Origin of the sequence: Paraburkholderia tuberum STM678 (genome assembly GCF_902833905.1) — a bacterium.
GTDB lineage: Bacteria > Pseudomonadota > Gammaproteobacteria > Burkholderiales > Burkholderiaceae > Paraburkholderia > Paraburkholderia tuberum.
Genome location: NZ_CADFGP010000013.1, coordinates 1 through 15,294, shown reverse-complemented (window position 1 = coordinate 15,294; position 15,294 = coordinate 1). Strand labels below are relative to the sequence as shown.

Here is a 15,294-nt window from a genome sequence, read left to right as displayed (position 1 = left end):
GATGTTCAGTTCCTGGTGAGGGCGGCGGGCGCTGAAACGCGGGCCGGTTCGGGCGTCGCGCATGCGACGAAAGTGTCGAACGCGCATTGCTTCTGGCGATACGCTTTCATCGACACACCAGCGTTGCCGATTTCGAACAGCGCGGTGGCGAGGGTGTTTTCGTCGTCGGGATCGTAAGGATCGTCGCGATAGATCGGCAAGCCCGCCGGCGCGCGATCGTGCAGTACGTCGAGCAGGGCTGCCGGTTGTAGCGGGCCGGCCGCGGCGAGGCGATTTCGCCAAGCCGGTAGCCGATGTCGTACGGCTCGCCGCTGACCTGAAAAAACACTGAATTCCTGCATCGACGCCACGGGTCGCACCATATTCAACAATCGGTACGTATTTATACGCCAATACAACATTTGTTGTCAAATACCTTGAACGGCATCGAATGGAGCGCGGCGTGCCTCACGCAATCGCTCAAGGCACGTACGCGCCCTTCGCATGCAACGATTGTTCGGCGAGCGCAAGCTGCTCGAGCGCATCCGCGCCTTCGAGCGCGAGCAAATGCGCGACCAGCGCTTCGGCGATCGCTGTGGCGGCCACCAGCGACGGAAAGAACGATGGGCTTTCGTGCGAGAAGATCAGTACCTTGTCGGCGTTCAACGCGATCGGCGACACGGCGCTGTCGGTGAGGGCGATCAGTTTGCTGCCTTTTTCGAGCGCGGCCTCGGCGACGCGCGCGGCTTCGACCGAATACGGCGCGAAGCTGATGACGATGGTCGCGCTGTCGCGCTCGATCGTGCGCAGTTGCATTTCGAGCGTGCCGGCCTCGCCGTTGAGCAGCGACACCGACGGACGAAACAGCCGGTAGCCATAGACGAGACCGAACGCCACCGCGTAACACGAGCGGAAGCCCGCCACGTGCACGTGCGATGCACGCCGCAACACGCGCGCGGCCTCGACGATCACGCGGCCGCTATGCGCGGCGGTCGTTTCGAGATTGTGCTGCTGCGCGACGAGAAGATCGTTCGCGAGCGCATCTTTCGATTTGACCATCGAGCGCGCCCGGCTCGTCAACGGCTCGGGCCGCGTGCGCACGCGCGCGACGAACAGATCGCGCAATTCGTTCCAGCCGGGAAACCCCAGTTGCTGCGACAGCCGCACCAGCGACGCGGGCTGCACCTGCGCGCGCTCGGCCACCTTGCGCATCGACGACACCGCGACCTCGTCGGGATGATCGAGCAGGAAGCCCGCTCCCATCTGGAACTGCGGGCTCAGTTCGGGAAAGCGCGCCCGGATCAGGGCGACGAGCTGATCGAAGCTGTCTGGCATGGGGAGGTGGTCGGCGCCGGAGTGAGAGATGACAACAAATGTTACCACCGGGCAGGCGCGTTTCAACGGCGCGAAGATGCTCAGTTCACCAGCGCTTCCCGATGCGCGTCGACGAAGTCCGCCATGCTGTCGAAGCGGAAGTCGATGTCAGGCTGCGAGCCCGGGTTCATCGTCGCGCCAAAGCCCGGCTGCGAATGACGGCGGTAAATCCAGCACGACGCCAGGCCGAACTCGTTTGCGGGCTTGTGGTCATGGAAGAGGCTTTCTGCCGTGTGAAGGATTTTTTCCTTCTTGATGCCGCGCTGATCGAGCTTCTGAAGCATGTACTCGAAGTTGCGCGGCGACGGCTTGTAGGACCCGACGTCCTCCGCTGTGATGACGGCGTCGAACTCAACCTGCAGCCTGGCGTTGCTGAAGGTGAAACTTTCGTTGTCGATGTTCGACAGGATGACCAGCTTGTAGTGCTTCTTCAGATATTGCAGCGCGAGCGCGGAATCGGCGAATGCCGGCCAGTTTCTGATCGACTGGCCGTACGCCACGCATTCTTCGTGTGTATAGGGCAGGCCCCACTCTTCAGCCATGCGCTTATATACGATGGGAAGCAGTTCCTGATAGCGCTTCGCAGGGGTGAAGTTCTGCTGCGACGACTCGTGGCGAGCGTGCGCTTCGAGAACCTCGTCACGCGTGAGCGGCGTCCTGGCTCGCTCCAGCAGAGGCCTCAGGCCTTCAAGGATGCCACTCTCCCAGTCGATCAAGGTGCCGTAGCAGTCAAAAGTCAGTGTATCGAAATCGGTCAGTTTCACGAGTCCTCCTGTCGGATGGCGTGCTCAAAGGTTGAACCCGTGCCGAAGCGCAGCTAATCTGGTCAAACACGGGTCCAATACCTGGAGACTATATGCGCCACCCTACGGGCAGTGACGTTCAATCGAATAACCCCCAACGCCCACATGAAAATCACTCGTACTATTTCGACAGTCGAGGTCCATACCGGCGGCGAAGCGTTCCGTATCGTGACGAGCGGGCTTCCTCGTGTTCCCGGTGACACCATCGTCAAGCGTCGAGCGTGGCTGAAGGAGAACGCCGACGAAATTCGTACCGCGCTGATGTTCGAACCACGTGGTCATGCTGACATGTACGGCGGATACCTGACCGAACCCGTTAGTCCCACGGCAGACTTCGGAATCATCTTCGTCCACAACGAGGGTTATAGCGACCACTGCGGACACGGCGTTATCGCGCTGTCTACCGCGGCGGTCGCGTTGGGCTGGGTTCAGCGCCAGATTCCCGAGACGCGAATCGGCATCGACGCTCCATGTGGCTTCATCGAGGCGTTCGTGCAATGGGATGGTGAACACGCCGGCAACGTACGCTTCGTCAACGTTCCGTCGTTCATCTGGAAACGGGATGTCACGGTCGAGACGCCATCGTTTGGCATGGTAAAGGGTGACATCGCCTTCGGTGGTGCCTTCTACTTCTATACGGACGGAGCGCCGCACGGTCTCGCAGTCCGGGAGTCTTCTGTCGAGGAACTGATCAAGTTTGGCGCCGAGGTCAAAAAAGCTGCAAACGACGCGTACCCGGTTGAGCATCCCGATATCCCGGAAATCAACCACATCTACGGGACCATCATTGCCAACGCACCACGGCACGAAGGCTCGACGCAAGCCAACTGTTGCGTGTTCGCCGACCGCGAAGTGGACCGTTCGCCCACCGGCTCAGGGACGGGCGGACGCGTCGCGCAACTCTATCTGCGCGGCGAACTGGCGAGCAACGAGACGCTCGTCAATGAGTCCATCATCGGCACGGTCTTCAAGGGGCGTGTACTCAGTGAGACGACCGTCGGCGACTTCAAGGCCGTCGTCCCCGAGGTCCAGGGCAACGCATACGTTTGCGGTTTCGCAACCTGGATCGTGGACGAGCGTGACCCGCTGACTTACGGTTTCCTCGTCCGATAATCGGTTCCTTGCAGTCGCTTTTAGCGCGGAACGCCGTGACAGGCATTCCGCGTTGTCTGATTGGCGATTCGAGCGGCCCGACCGGTAGGTCAAAGCGCGGTTTCGTGCGCGAGGCCAGCGCGTTGGCATCACCTCATCGCCCGTTCTTACCTCGCGTCTTCTTTGCGGTCGCTCTGCTTCGGTTCCGAAGCGCGAAGAACACACCGGCACCGAGCGCGACGAGCAGAACCACGATCAGGCCGCCACTGATGTCGCTCATGCCGGTCATGCCACGAGATTCGCTCTGGCTGGGCGCCGCCGAGGCAGCCACGGGCGCGGAAGCCTCCGCCGCGACGGGCCGCGGAAGCGCCACACCGGCGGCACTCCCTTGACGCACCAGAGAAGCCTCCGATGTCGGCGAGGCCTGGGACACCTGAGATGCATCAGAGGCGGATACGACTGGAGGCGCTTCGGGATTGGGACCGACAGGTGCCATCGCCGCTTCAGAGGCCGTCACGACAGGCGCGGCCGGCTCAGGCGCGGCCGCCTGAGGAGCGACGTCGACGGACCGGGCCATCGCCTTCCACTGCGCGAACACGCCATCCACGCAGTGCACATCGATACAGGCGTTTCGCGCCTGCCGCCACTTCGCCAGTTGCGCGGACGAGAGTTTCCCGCTGCTCAGAAGAGCCTGTTGCTGCGCGAAGATGTCGTCGTACTCGTTGTTCAGGATCGCGTGATCGCAAATGACGCGCTCAGCGGGTTGCTGCGAGGTTGCACACTGAATGTCGTTCGCCGATGCCGCGGTCGAACCCAACGCCGCCATGGATAGCAGCAATACTCCGAATCGTCGTGCCAGGTGCACCCGTCCTCCCAGAATGTGAGTGTCAAAGTCCAGGCACCACGATGAATCCGCCTGGCTCGTCACCGTATGTTTCGACTCTGCCTTCCAGCAGATAACGTGCCGCCAGCGCGCATAGCGCCGCGTCGACGTCGTCGATCGAAGTCAGCGACGCTGTTGCGATACCTTCCCGTTCGAGGATTGCCCGGCGCTGCGGACCCTTTTGCTTCGCGGATGCGACGTCCGTCCCGAGGAAAGCGCACGTGATCGCGTGGGGGAATGTCTCGAAGCACACGCGGCCATTGATTTTTTCGCCGCCGCTGAAAAGCGGAAAGTGCGCGACGAATGCGTCGTAGACGCGCTCGCCGTTGAGCATCCATCCGTAGAAGCCGCTTTTGCTGGCGAGCGCCGTTTCGCGAGCCGGTGTCGCAAACGAAAAGATTCGCTGCCGCGCGAGCGCCTTCTCGGCTAGTCGTCCCGCGGCGCCTGTACGCCAACGACACGGCGCATCGATGCCGACCGCCGCCACCCCGAATGCGCGACACCGTTCCAGCATCTGTTCGGGGGTCGCGTTGCCGAGATGGCTCACGATCTCGGTGCCGCGCAGGACGACCAGATGGTTTCCCTTCCGGTCGCCGCCAACATCGATGCCCGCTACCGCGGTCGGCGTCAAAGCAGCGCCACCACCCTCACATCGCCCTGCTCCGCCGACGCCACCACCTTCTCGCCGATCCGGCGGAACGTGATCGACACCGACGCATCCCCGACCCGCAGATCGCTGACCTCGAGCCAGTCGATACCTTCGGGCAGCATCGGCTGTTCGATCAGCACTTCGCGGCGCTCGGCGTCGATCGTGATGCCCAGACACGCCTCGAGCATCATGAACGGCGAGCCCGCCGCCCATGCCTGCGGCAAACACGCGACCGGATAGGCCGTGGGCGGCTCGCCGCGGCGTCGCGGGAAGCCGCAAAACAGCTCGGGCAAGCGCATGTCGAAATTGACCGCGGCCTGGAACAGCGCCTGCAGCAGCTTCACGGCCGACGCCTTGCCGCCATAGCGTGACAGCCCGCGCGCGCACAGCGCGTTGTCGTGCGGCCAGACCGAGCCGTTGTGATACGCCATCGGATTGAAGCGCGCCTGGCTCGCGGCCAGCGTGCGCACGCCCCAGCCGGTGTGGAACAGCGTCGAGTCGAGCGCCCGCACCACCGCCTCGCCGCGCTCGCGCGTGGGCAGGCCGAACGCCAGCAGATGCCCCGCGTTCGATGCCATCACGCGACACAACTCGCCATGACCGTCGAGCGCGATGCCGTAAAAGCCGACCTCGTCCATCCAGTACTTTTCTTCGACGCAGCGGCGGATCTTCTTCGCGCGCTCCGCGTATTGCGCGGCCGCGTCGCGCAGGCCGCGCAGCTTCGCGTAGTGAGCCATCGTGTCGAACGCGGCGCTCGCATAGGCCTGCACTTCGACGAGCGCGATCGGGCCGTCAGGGAAGCGCCCGTCCGCATGGAACACCGAATCGTGACTGTCTTTCCAGCCCTGGTTCGCGAGGCCGCCATCCGATTCGCGCTGGTAATCGAGCAGCCCGTGCCGGTTTTTGTCGCACACGCCCGCGACCCACTGCGCCGCGCGTTCGAGCGCCGGCCATAGTTCGTCGATCAAGCCGACGTCGCCGGTGCGGGCCGCGTAGGCGCCGGCCAGCACGATGAACAGCGGCGTGGTGTCGACACCGCCGTAGTACAGCGCAAACGGCACTTCGCCGGCCGCGGCCATTTCGCCCTTGCGCATCTCGTGCATGATCTTGCCCGGCGCGGCGTCGCGAAACGGCGAGTTCTCGCGCGCCTGATGCTCGGCGAGAAAGCGCAGCACGCCGGCTGCGAGATGCGGTTGCAGCCACAGTGTCTGCAGCGACGTGATCACCGCGTCGCGGCCGAACGGGGTCGAAAACCATGGGATGCCCGCGTACGGGTACGGGCCGGTCGCGAGATCCGTCGTCAGCAGGCCGAGGTCGGCGAACGAGCGGTCGATCCACGCGTTGAACAGCGGATTGCTCGAACGCACGCGCGCGCTCGCGTTGCGTCGCTCGCGCATCACCAGGTGCGCATCCACCATTGCCGCGCGTACCGCCGTGCGGCCGACGCGCGGGCGCTCCGCATCGATCTGCGAGAGATGCGCTTCGCTCAACGCATGCATCGGCTGCGACACGTCGGCGCCGGGCTTGCCGGTCATCGGCACGACATGCACCGCTATCGACAGATAGATCGACACGCATGCCTGCGCGGGCAGCTTGACGGTGTAGTCGGCGCGGTCGGCGAACAGCTTGTCCGGCTGCGGAGAGAACGCGATCCGCACGTTGCGCGCCACGTCGTCGAGACCGATGTAGCCGAGCAGCACCTCCTGATTCTCGATGCGCGCGGGCTGCACGCGACCCTGTTTGTCGCGCTTCAGGCCGCGCACTTCGAACATGTCGCGGAAATCGCTGGAAAACGAAATCGACAGCGGCACGGTCGCATCGTGCGTGCCGTAGTTCGTGAGCTCGATCGCCTCGTTGAGCACGGTGCCGGACAGCACGCGCACACGCTCGACGTGGATCACGCCTTCGGGCGTGCTGTCGCCGCCGAGCGGCGGCAGCGGGCGGTTGGTCAGATGCGCGGTGAAACTGGTGTTGTCGCTGCTGACGCTGCCCGACAGCAGCGACGGCGCGCGGCCGCCGAAGGTCAGCCGCAGTTGCGACATCACGCGCGTATCGTTGACGAACAGGCCATCGTCGTGGCCGGTGATATCGCCGAGCGGATCGTTGACGACGAAGGTGTCGCCCGACTTGAGCACGTGCTGCGTAACGCTCGCGACGTTAAGGTTTTCCGTCGGGATGAAAACGCCGTCCTGCTCGGGCTCGCGATGATCGACGCCGCCCGAGTGGGTCAGCCCGCCGAGGGCTTCTGGCTGCTGTATCAAGGTCGCTCCTATGGATTCGCTGCTGCGTTTGGTTGCACTTCGGGTCTCGCCTCGGATCGGCCGCCGGATTGCCCGGTTGCCCCGTCACCCGGGCCCCGGTTGGCCGGCCACCCGGTTGGCCGGCCCATCCGATTGTAGAGGCTCTTTCCGCGTGAGACGAGCTTATCGCCTCGGAGTTTCGGCTTTTTGCGCCGTTTTTTGACGGCGGTTTCGGTGGCACGGGACGTGCAGGCGGCAGGATGCGCGGAACGTAAAAAAACCCACGGCCTCGTGAGCCGTGGGTTGGCGACCGTCGTTGAACGCGTTGTCGGGCGTCTATCCGGCCTGTTACCGCTTCGCGACCGGCTTCGCCTCGCGCAGCGTCTCGCCGATGAACAGCTGACGCGGACGGCCGATCTTCTGCTCGGGATCGGCGATCATTTCGTTCCACTGCGCGATCCAGCCGACCGTGCGTGCCATCGCGAAGATACAGGTGAACATCGACGTCGGAATGCCCAGCGCGCGCTGCACGATGCCCGAGTAGAAGTCGACGTTCGGGTACAGCTTGCGCGACACGAAATATTCGTCTTCGAGCGCGATCTTTTCCAGCGCCATCGCGAGTTTGAACAGCGGGTCGTCGTGCAGGCCCAGCTCTTCGAGCACTTCGTGGCAGGTTTCGCGCATCAGCTTCGCGCGCGGGTCGTAGTTCTTGTACACGCGGTGGCCGAAGCCCATCAGCTTCACGCCCGAGTTCTTATCCTTCACCTTCGCGATGAAGTCGGGAATGTTGTCGACCGAGCCGATCTCTTCCAGCATGTTCAGCGCGGCTTCGTTCGCGCCGCCGTGCGCCGGGCCCCACAGACACGCGATACCGGCCGCGATACACGCGAACGGATTCGCCCCCGACGAACCGGCGAGCCGCACGGTCGACGTCGACGCGTTCTGCTCGTGGTCCGCGTGCAGGATCAGAATGCGGTCGAGCGCGCGCACCAGCACGTCGTTGACCTCGTACTCCTCGGCCGGATTCGAGAACATCATGCGCATGAAGTTCGCGCTGTACGACAGGTCGTTCTTCGGATACACGAACGGTTGACCGACGCTGTACTTGTACGCCATCGCGACCAGCGTGGGCAGCTTCGCGATCATGCGGATCGCCGATACGTCGCGATGCTGCTGGTTCGTGATGTCGAGCGAGTCGTGATAGAACGCGGACAGCGCGCCGACCGCCGCAACCAGAATCGCCATCGGGTGCGCGTCGCGACGGAAGCCGCGGAAAAAGAAGTGCATCTGCTCGTGCACCATCGTGTGCTGCGTGACGGTGTTCTCGAACTCGGCTTTCTGCTGGGCGTTCGGCAGTTCGCCCTTCAGCAGCAGGTGGCAGGTTTCGAGGAAGTCGGCGTTCTGCGCGAGGTTGTCGATCGGGTAGCCGCGGTACAGCAGTTCGCCCTTGTCGCCGTCGATATATGTGATCTCGGAGTTGCACGCCGCCGTCGACATGAAGCCAGGATCGTACGTGAATTTGCCGGTCTGGCCGTACAGCTTGCGGATGTCGATGACGTCGGGGCCCAACGAGCCCTGATAAATCGGCAGATCGATGGTCTGGTCGCTGTCGGAAAAGCTCAGCGTTGCGTGTGACTTCGAATTCATGTACGTCTTCCTTTTGCTTGATACCGCACTCGCGCCGGCATGCATCGCAGTCGTACGGCGAGGCGCGACATCGGCGCTCCCGAAGACGGGCATGCTCAGGCTCCGCTGCGCATTCTACGGGTCGGCGTGTCGTTGATTGCGTCGATTGATCGCAACAGTCCATCTCCTTGGGCGCAACATTCGTTGTCGGCACGCGGCGGGTGCATCGCGATGCCGTTGAAAGTTGCACGAAAGTCGGAACACCAGCCGCAACAATGTTTTGCTGCCAGCACACTGCGTCGGCGTGGATCCATCTGCGATACTCGATCCGTGCATTGATGCTTGCGGCCCGCGATTCGAAGCGGGTTTTTTTGATCACACAGAAAAGCAGGACGAATACAAATGAATGTCTCTCTCGAAACGCTGTTTCCGGATCATGTCCATACCGAAGACCACACGGTCACCGCGCTGAATCATCAGGATATCGTCGTCGCGTTGTCGGCGGCGCTGAAGACGCAGAACGTCGCAGTGCTGCACATGCTCTATCCGCGCACCGACGCGCGCACGCATCGCAGTCTCGACACGCTCGTCGACGTGCTGCATGGACACGGCCTGCATGAAGTCGCCGATCTGATCGCGCAGGAAGCGCACTATCTGTTGTTCAAGGACCCGGTAAAGGCGTGGAAGGTATTCCACGAAATCCGCAACGACTCGCTCGCGATCGGCGTACATCTGTACTATCACGGGCTCGTCGGCGAGGTGGCCGAACGCGCGCTCGACAAGGACGCGCATCGCAAGGCCTGATGCAGTAACGGGCGATCGGCGGCGCGCGCCGGCCGATCGCCCTTGATCTTCGCTTCACTTGCTCAGCGCGCGCTCATCGCCTGAATGAAATCATCCACGTAACGATTGAACGCGGACGGATGCGCGAGGTTCATGCCATGCGACGCACCGCGTACCGTTTCGCGGCGCGCATCGGGCAACCATCCCTGCAACGGAGTGTTTGCCAGCGTCGATCGAACGGCCCATCGCAAGCGCCTTCACGTGCGTCCGCAATAGAGACCTCGGGAGACACGCCGGGCCCGCATCGCGTCGCTTGCCCGTCACAGGGCCGGTAAAGCGCAGCGTCCATTTGCAGCCCGCCCTGCCAAGGGCCGGTTACCTTGCCACCGAATGCCGGGTTTTTGCCGAGCTGTAGTGAAGCCCTTATCCACCGCTCACGCGTCCCCGGCTTCGTCCACCCACCCCGCCGCGGCCGCCGCGCCCGCGCCGCGCACCGCGCAGGTCAGCGGTTCGTCGGCGACGTGCACGTCGAGGCCGATTTCCCGGCTCAAACGCCGCCCCAGATTGCGCAGCAGCGCGCCGCCACCGGTCAGCACGATGCCGTTGTGCGCGATGTCCGTCACGAGTTCGGCGGGAGCCAATTCGAGCCCGCGCTTCACCGCGCCGATCACCTGACTCAGCGGCCCTTCGATCGCCTCCGAAATATCGCGGTTGCTCAACTGCACCGTGCGCGGTAGCCCATCGTCGACGCTGCGGCCGGTTGCGTTCATCTGCTCGAGCGGCACGTCGTGCACGGCCGAGCCGATGGCTCTCTTGACGTGCTCGGCGGTCTGCTCGCCGAGCAGCACGCCATACAGATTGCGCACGTAGCCGATGATCGCCGCGTCGAAATTGTCACCGCCGACGCGCACCGAGCCACTATACGCGGTGCCGCCCAGCGCGATCACGCCGACCTCGGTGGTGCCGCCGCCGATGTCGACCACCATCGAGCCGGTCGGGTCGCCCACCGGCAGGCCCGCGCCGAGCGCCGACGCGAGCGATTCGCCGATCAGGCTGACCTTCCACGCGCCAGCCGCCTCGGCCGCTTCGCGGATCGCGCGGCGCTCGACGTGGGTCGCGGAGGCCGGCACGCACAGCGTGAATGCCGCGCGCCGGCTGAAGAGCGAACGCGGCCGCGCCATGTCGACGAATTGCTTGATCATGTGTTCGGCGGCGGAGAAATTGGCGATGACGCCGTGGCGCATCGGCCGCACCGCTTCGAGATTGCGCGGCACGCGGCCGAGCAGCTGGCGCGCCTCGGCGCCGATCGCGGCGATCCGCTTCGACCCGCTCGCGGGCTGCGTCTCGAAGCACACGACGGACGGCTGGTTCAGCACGATGCCGCCGTCGTCGGTATAGATAAGGGTGTTGGCCGTGCCGAGATCCACCGCCACGGCGTGGCGGAACAGTCGCTCAAAGAGCGGGTAATGCGGCGTCGGTCTGGCCATATGCAGGCTCTGATGTGTCGTTATGCGCCGTCCAAGGCGGTCTGGAAATGCGCCCCCGGTACCCCGAAGCCGCGCGACACGCCCCGCTGGGCGTTGCGCTTCCCGCACGGCGGGGGTGATTTTCAAGCTATTGCCCATATGACGGCAAGCCCATCAGAATCTTTAGGGCCACTTTCTAGTGGGTTTGTGTCAATCGCGCGACAGCTCGCCCAGTGCGCGTTCCAGCGCGTCACGGCCGAGCGCGACGCCGTCGCCGGTGATCGTGTGGCCGACGCCGGGCAGCACGTAGGCGTCGACCGCATAGCCGGCGGAGTTGAAAGCGTCGGCCGCGAATTCGAGTTCGCGCACCGGGATCACCTCGTCGTTCTCGCCGTGGACGAGCGTGAGCGGCGTCGCGCGGTTCGACGACACGATCGGCGAGGCGAGCCGCCCCGAATACGCGACGACGCCCGCCGCGCCCTCAACGCTCGACGCGACGTGATGCAGCGCCATGATCGAACCTTGCGAGAAGCCGACCAGCGCAAGCCGATCGAAAGACAGCTGCCAATGCGCGAGCTCGGCGTCGAGCACGCGGCGCAGCGCCGGATAGGCGGCGGCGACGCGCGCCTCGCGGTTCGCCGCGCCGACGTCGCGCAGGCTGAACCACTGGCGGCCGCCGAAGCCGCCGTCGAACGGATCGGTGCCGTCGAGCGACACGAACGCCGTGCCGGGCAGGTCCTCGCTCCAGATGTCGGCGAGCGGCATCAGATCGCGCGCGTTGCTGCCGACGCCGTGCATCAGCACGACGAGGCTCGTTGCGGGCGTGTTTTGCGGCGAGCGCCGCCAGCCGTGTTCGAATTGTTGCCAGCTCATGGTGGGGTCCTTTTTTCCGTGGGATTGGGTGTACGTTTCGGCCTTTGCTGACGCAACCTCAGCCGCGAGCATACGCCGCGTGCCGCGTTCGCGCCGTCGGGCGCCGCATCGGCTGCTGCTGTGGCCGGCGCCGCCCGGCGATTGCGGGTATGCTTTTGCGCATCGACGGACCCGCCGCCGCGGTGCACGGTGCACGGCATCCTGCGCCGACCACGCATTGCGAATCGCGCGCCCTCGCCGTCCGTCCTCACGCCGTTCGCGCCGTCCGCCGCAAACCCTCCGGAGAACGCCTTTTGAGCCAGCCCAACGCCGCGCCTGATTCCGCGTCGTCGCCGCCTCAGCCACCCGCGCCACCGTCACCGCCCGCGCCTCTCGAAGGCGGCCGGCTGGTTCTCGCGACGATCGCCGTCGCGCTCGCCACGTTCATGAACGTGCTCGACACGTCGATCGCGAACGTCGCGATTCCGACCATTTCCGGCAACCTCGGCGTCTCGGTCGACGAAGGCACGTGGGTGATCACCGTGTTCGCGGCCTCCAACGCGGTGGCGATTCCGCTGACCGGCTGGCTCACGCAGCGCATCGGCCAGGTGAAGCTGTTCGTCGGCGCGATCCTGTCCTTCACGCTCGCGTCATGGCTGTGCGGCATCGCGCCGACGCTGCCGATCCTGCTGCTGGCGCGGGTATTCCAGGGCGCGGTGGCCGGGCCGCTGATTCCGTTGTCGCAGGCGATCCTGCTCGGCTCGTATCCGAAGGAGAAGTCGTCGACCGCGCTCGCGCTGTGGGCGATGACCGCCACCGTCGGCCCGATCGCGGGCCCGGCGCTAGGCGGCTGGATCACCGACAGTTACAGCTGGTCGTGGATCTTCTACATCAACATCCCGGTCGGCCTGTTCGCGGCCGGCGTCACGTGGATGATCTACCGCACCCGCGAATCGCCGACGCGCAAGCCGCCGATCGACGTGGTCGGCCTCGGCCTGCTGATCACGTGGGTCGCGTCGCTGCAGATCATGCTCGACAAGGGCAAGGATCTCGACTGGTTCTCGTCGCCGGTGATCGCGATTCTCGGCCTCGTCGCGCTGATCAGCTTTGCGTTTTTCCTCGTATGGGAGCTGACCGAGGAGCACCCGATCGTCGATCTGCGGCTCTTTCAGCAGCGCAATTTTCTCGGCGGCACGATCGCGATTTCGATCGCCTACGGGGTATTTTTCGGCAATCTCGTGCTGCTGCCGCAATGGATGCAGGAGTACCTGAACTACCGTTCGATCGACGCCGGCCTCGTCACCGCACCGCTCGGCATCTTCGCGATCATTCTTGCGCCGATACTCGGCCGCGTGCTGCCGCACTCGGACGCGCGCGTGATCTCGACGGTCGCGTTCGTCGGCTTCGCGATCGTGTTCTATATGCGCTCGAAGTACGTGATCGAGATCGACACGTGGCACCTCGTGCTGCCGACGCTGCTGCAAGGCATTCCGATGGCGCTGTTCTTCGTGCCGCTAACGGCGATCATCCTGTCCGGCCAGCCGCAGAGCCGGATTCCGGCGGCGGCGGGGCTGTCGAATTTCGTGCGGGTGTTCTGCGGCGCGGTGGGCACGTCGATCGCGGGTACCGCGTGGAACAACCGCACGATACTGCATCATGTGCGGCTCACCGAGCAGGCGTCGGTCGACAACCCGTTGTTCACGCAGCAGATCGACAACACGCAGTCGGTGCTGCATCTGAATCCACAATCGGCGAATGCGCTGTTCGATTTCACCGTGAACACGCAGGCCGCGATGATGGGCCTGAACGACGTCTTCTATGTGTCGGCGATCATCTTCGTGCTGATCATTCCGCTGATCTGGATCACGCGGCCGGCCAAGGGCGGAGGTGGACCGGATGCGGCCGGCGCCCATTGAGGCAGATTCGTTTTCGTGCGACGGCGACGCTCGCGCGGTGCCCACGAAGCGGCGTCAGCGGAAATAGCGCGCCGGCGTGTCGCCGAACGCATCGCGAAACACCGCGATAAACGACGACACGTCGTTATAGCCGACTTCGAGCGCCACCTGCGTGACGCTCTCACCGGCACCCAGATGTTCGAGCGCGGCCAGCAGACGCAACTGCTGGCGCCATTGACCGAAGGTCTGCCCCGTTTCCTTCGCGAACAATCGCGCGGCCGTGCGCGCGGTCACGCCCGCGGCCGCGGCGAGTTCCTCCAGCACCAGCGATTGCGCGGGATTCGCGCTGAGTGCCTCGGCGATGCGCCGCGCGCGCGGATCGCCCGGCCAGTTCAAGCCAAGCGGCGCGGCGGGCAAGCCGGCGACGCGATCCAGCAGCACCTGCAGCAGACGGCGGGCGGGTTCATCGGGCGTGTGATCGTGCGGCAGATCGGCCGCGGCGGCGAGCAGCGCCTGCACCAGTGTGTCGGGGATCAGCGCGCCGGTCTGCGCGGGCAGCGGCGCGGCGGAGTCGGCGGAGTCGGCGGAGTCGGCGGAGTCGGCGGAGTCGGCGGAGTCGGCGGAGTCGGCAGCGGCGGAGTCGTCGGTGGCGTCCATTGCGGCATCGGTTGCGACGTAGAGCGAATACGACTGCACCGGCCGCGTCGCGTGCAGGCAGTGCAGCGTATTCGCGGCGATCCACAGCGCGCGGGCGGGCGGCACGACCCAACGGCCGGATGCCGTGCGCACGGTCAGCACGCCTTCGCTAACGTAAATCAGACGCGCGCGCCGATACGCGCGCCACGGCTCGTCCAGCGTCGCATGGCGCTCGCCGACCACGAAGACCGCTTGCTCGATGCCGTCCGGATCGAAGGCTTCCGTCATGGTGTCTGCTCTGACGCGGGACGTCCGCGAAGGGAGCAAGATTAGCACGCGCGCGGGGCGCGGCTGCGAGGCGGGCTAACAGGGGCTCGCCACCGTGAGCGCGCAACCCGCCTAAAGCGGGCAGCTCAAAAATCTCTCGAAGGCGATGTTAGCTTTCTCGGCAAGCTGTTAGCCTTGAGCACCTGAACAACGAGCCCCTTCGTCCATCGGGCCAGCCGTAATCAGAGCCTGAACGAGGTTGACAAATGGCGCGATCCCCGGCAACGCTCCTCACGCCGCCGGGATCGCCACGAGCCTGATCGCCGAATGGGCCATTGCGCCACGCGCAACACGAGCTCGCGCGCTGAGTATATTCAGCTGGGAGCTCGTGTTGTTTTGCTTGGTGAGCATCGCAACTTGCCCACGGGGCATGCCATGGAACGCGCAAAAATCACGATCGCCTACGACTTCATTTGTCCATGGTGCTGGATCGGACATCGAAATCTGGAGGCCGGCAAGGCCCTTGACGATCTTCCCGAATTAGATGTTCGTTATCTTCCGTTCAAATTGAACCCGGAAATACCGCCTCAAGGGAGAATGGCACTTACTTAAGCCCGTGGAGCGTGCCCATATTTTTGGACGCGCTCACGTGCGATGTGACGAGGCTCTTTCAGCCATGGGTAGGACTTCGGTCTTCGTTTGCGCATTCGTGGTTCGATGCGACCGGGGCGACTCCCAACGCAAGACTG

14 protein-coding genes and 1 pseudogene are annotated in these 15,294 nt (G+C 64.5%); 4 read left to right on the top strand and 11 right to left on the bottom strand.

Annotation, left to right across the window (positions count from 1 at the left end):
• Positions 1-5: 5 nt before the first annotated feature.
• The 3 genes from HWY30_RS13540 to HWY30_RS13530 all read right to left on the bottom strand — a co-directional run bounded on the left by HWY30_RS13540 (position 6) and on the right by HWY30_RS13530 (position 2,117).
• Positions 6-362, bottom strand: coding sequence for a hypothetical protein (locus HWY30_RS13540; RefSeq protein WP_425199378.1), 357 nt, complete (start codon positions 360-362; stop codon positions 6-8).
• 97 nt (positions 363-459) lie between these two features.
• Positions 460-1,314 (bottom strand): MurR/RpiR family transcriptional regulator, encoded by an 855-nt coding sequence (locus HWY30_RS13535; RefSeq protein ID WP_090809694.1) that lies wholly within the window; start codon positions 1,312-1,314, stop codon positions 460-462.
• An 80-nt stretch (positions 1,315-1,394) separates the two neighbouring features.
• Positions 1,395-2,117: a haloacid dehalogenase type II gene (locus tag HWY30_RS13530; RefSeq protein ID WP_090809692.1), complete on the bottom strand. Its 723-nt coding sequence runs from the start codon at positions 2,115-2,117 to the stop codon at positions 1,395-1,397.
• Positions 2,118-2,261: 144 nt separating this feature from the next.
• On the opposite strand from HWY30_RS13530, the gene lhpH reads away from it, so the two are divergent.
• The gene (gene lhpH / locus HWY30_RS13525) at positions 2,262-3,269 is read left to right on the top strand and encodes a trans-3-hydroxy-L-proline dehydratase (protein WP_090809690.1); all 1,008 of its coding nucleotides are present in this window, start codon (positions 2,262-2,264) and stop codon (positions 3,267-3,269) included.
• Positions 3,270-3,402: 133 nt separating this feature from the next.
• Here lhpH and HWY30_RS13520 read toward each other — a convergent pair whose 3' ends face one another.
• The 4 genes from HWY30_RS13520 to gltA form a co-directional block, all read right to left on the bottom strand.
• A complete protein-coding gene (locus HWY30_RS13520) occupies positions 3,403-4,074 on the bottom strand; it encodes a hypothetical protein (RefSeq protein WP_090809688.1) in 672 nt (223 codons plus the stop codon).
• Positions 4,075-4,135: 61 nt separating this feature from the next.
• Positions 4,136-4,762, bottom strand: a complete 627-nt coding sequence (locus HWY30_RS13515; RefSeq protein WP_090809686.1) for a DUF429 domain-containing protein — start codon at positions 4,760-4,762, stop codon at positions 4,136-4,138.
• A complete protein-coding gene (locus tag HWY30_RS13510; protein ID WP_090810509.1) occupies positions 4,759-7,038 on the bottom strand; it encodes an amylo-alpha-1,6-glucosidase in 2,280 nt (759 codons plus the stop codon). The genes HWY30_RS13515 and HWY30_RS13510 overlap by 4 nt, the downstream gene beginning before the upstream one ends.
• A gap of 330 nt (positions 7,039-7,368) precedes the next feature.
• Positions 7,369-8,667, bottom strand: a complete 1,299-nt coding sequence (gene gltA / locus HWY30_RS13505) for a citrate synthase (RefSeq protein ID WP_090809684.1) — start codon at positions 8,665-8,667, stop codon at positions 7,369-7,371.
• Between the two features lie 381 nt (positions 8,668-9,048).
• On the opposite strand from gltA, the gene HWY30_RS13500 reads away from it, so the two are divergent.
• On the top strand, positions 9,049-9,450 hold the full coding sequence (locus HWY30_RS13500; protein WP_090809682.1) for a hypothetical protein: 402 nt from the start codon (positions 9,049-9,051) through the stop codon (positions 9,448-9,450).
• Between the two features lie 62 nt (positions 9,451-9,512).
• Here HWY30_RS13500 and HWY30_RS41615 read toward each other — a convergent pair.
• The 3 genes and pseudogenes from HWY30_RS41615 to HWY30_RS13490 form a co-directional block, all read right to left on the bottom strand.
• Positions 9,513-9,641: pseudogene (locus HWY30_RS41615) on the bottom strand (alpha/beta fold hydrolase); the annotation flags it as partial.
• 222 nt (positions 9,642-9,863) lie between these two features.
• Entirely contained in the window at positions 9,864-10,916 is a 1,053-nt protein-coding gene (gene mreB, locus HWY30_RS13495; RefSeq protein ID WP_090809681.1) for a rod shape-determining protein, read from the bottom strand.
• A gap of 189 nt (positions 10,917-11,105) precedes the next feature.
• Positions 11,106-11,768, bottom strand: coding sequence for an alpha/beta hydrolase (locus HWY30_RS13490; protein WP_090809679.1), 663 nt, complete (start codon positions 11,766-11,768; stop codon positions 11,106-11,108).
• 293 nt (positions 11,769-12,061) lie between these two features.
• On the opposite strand from HWY30_RS13490, the gene HWY30_RS13485 reads away from it, so the two are divergent.
• Entirely contained in the window at positions 12,062-13,663 is a 1,602-nt protein-coding gene (locus tag HWY30_RS13485; RefSeq protein ID WP_090810507.1) for a DHA2 family efflux MFS transporter permease subunit, read from the top strand.
• 54 nt (positions 13,664-13,717) lie between these two features.
• On the opposite strand, the gene HWY30_RS13480 is transcribed toward HWY30_RS13485, so the two are convergent.
• Positions 13,718-14,566 (bottom strand): AraC family transcriptional regulator, encoded by an 849-nt coding sequence (locus tag HWY30_RS13480; RefSeq protein WP_090809677.1) that lies wholly within the window; start codon positions 14,564-14,566, stop codon positions 13,718-13,720.
• 414 nt (positions 14,567-14,980) lie between these two features.
• Here HWY30_RS13480 and HWY30_RS13475 point away from each other — a divergent pair, with 414 nt between their 5' ends.
• Entirely contained in the window at positions 14,981-15,157 is a 177-nt protein-coding gene (locus HWY30_RS13475) for a DsbA family protein (RefSeq protein ID WP_090810505.1), read from the top strand.
• The last annotated feature ends 137 nt before the right edge of the window (positions 15,158-15,294 follow it).

Bases quoted from the DNA above. Each gene is read 5' to 3' on its own strand.
- HWY30_RS13490 (WP_090809679.1), bottom strand. From the start codon at position 11,768: ATGAGCTGGCAACAATTCGAACACGGCTGGCGGCGCTCGCCGCAAAAC.
- HWY30_RS13520 (WP_090809688.1), bottom strand. From the start codon at position 4,074: ATGGCGGCGTTGGGTTCGACCGCGGCATCGGCGAACGACATTCAGTGT.
- HWY30_RS13475 (WP_090810505.1), top strand. From the start codon at position 14,981: ATGGAACGCGCAAAAATCACGATCGCCTACGACTTCATTTGTCCATGG.
- HWY30_RS13540 (WP_425199378.1), bottom strand. From the start codon at position 362: ATGGTGCGACCCGTGGCGTCGATGCAGGAATTCAGTGTTTTTTCAGGT.
- lhpH (WP_090809690.1), top strand. From the start codon at position 2,262: ATGAAAATCACTCGTACTATTTCGACAGTCGAGGTCCATACCGGCGGC.
- HWY30_RS13500 (WP_090809682.1), top strand. From the start codon at position 9,049: ATGAATGTCTCTCTCGAAACGCTGTTTCCGGATCATGTCCATACCGAA.
- HWY30_RS13535 (WP_090809694.1), bottom strand. From the start codon at position 1,314: ATGCCAGACAGCTTCGATCAGCTCGTCGCCCTGATCCGGGCGCGCTTT.
- mreB (WP_090809681.1), bottom strand. From the start codon at position 10,916: ATGGCCAGACCGACGCCGCATTACCCGCTCTTTGAGCGACTGTTCCGC.
- gltA (WP_090809684.1), bottom strand. From the start codon at position 8,667: ATGAATTCGAAGTCACACGCAACGCTGAGCTTTTCCGACAGCGACCAG.
- HWY30_RS13480 (WP_090809677.1), bottom strand. From the start codon at position 14,566: ATGACGGAAGCCTTCGATCCGGACGGCATCGAGCAAGCGGTCTTCGTG.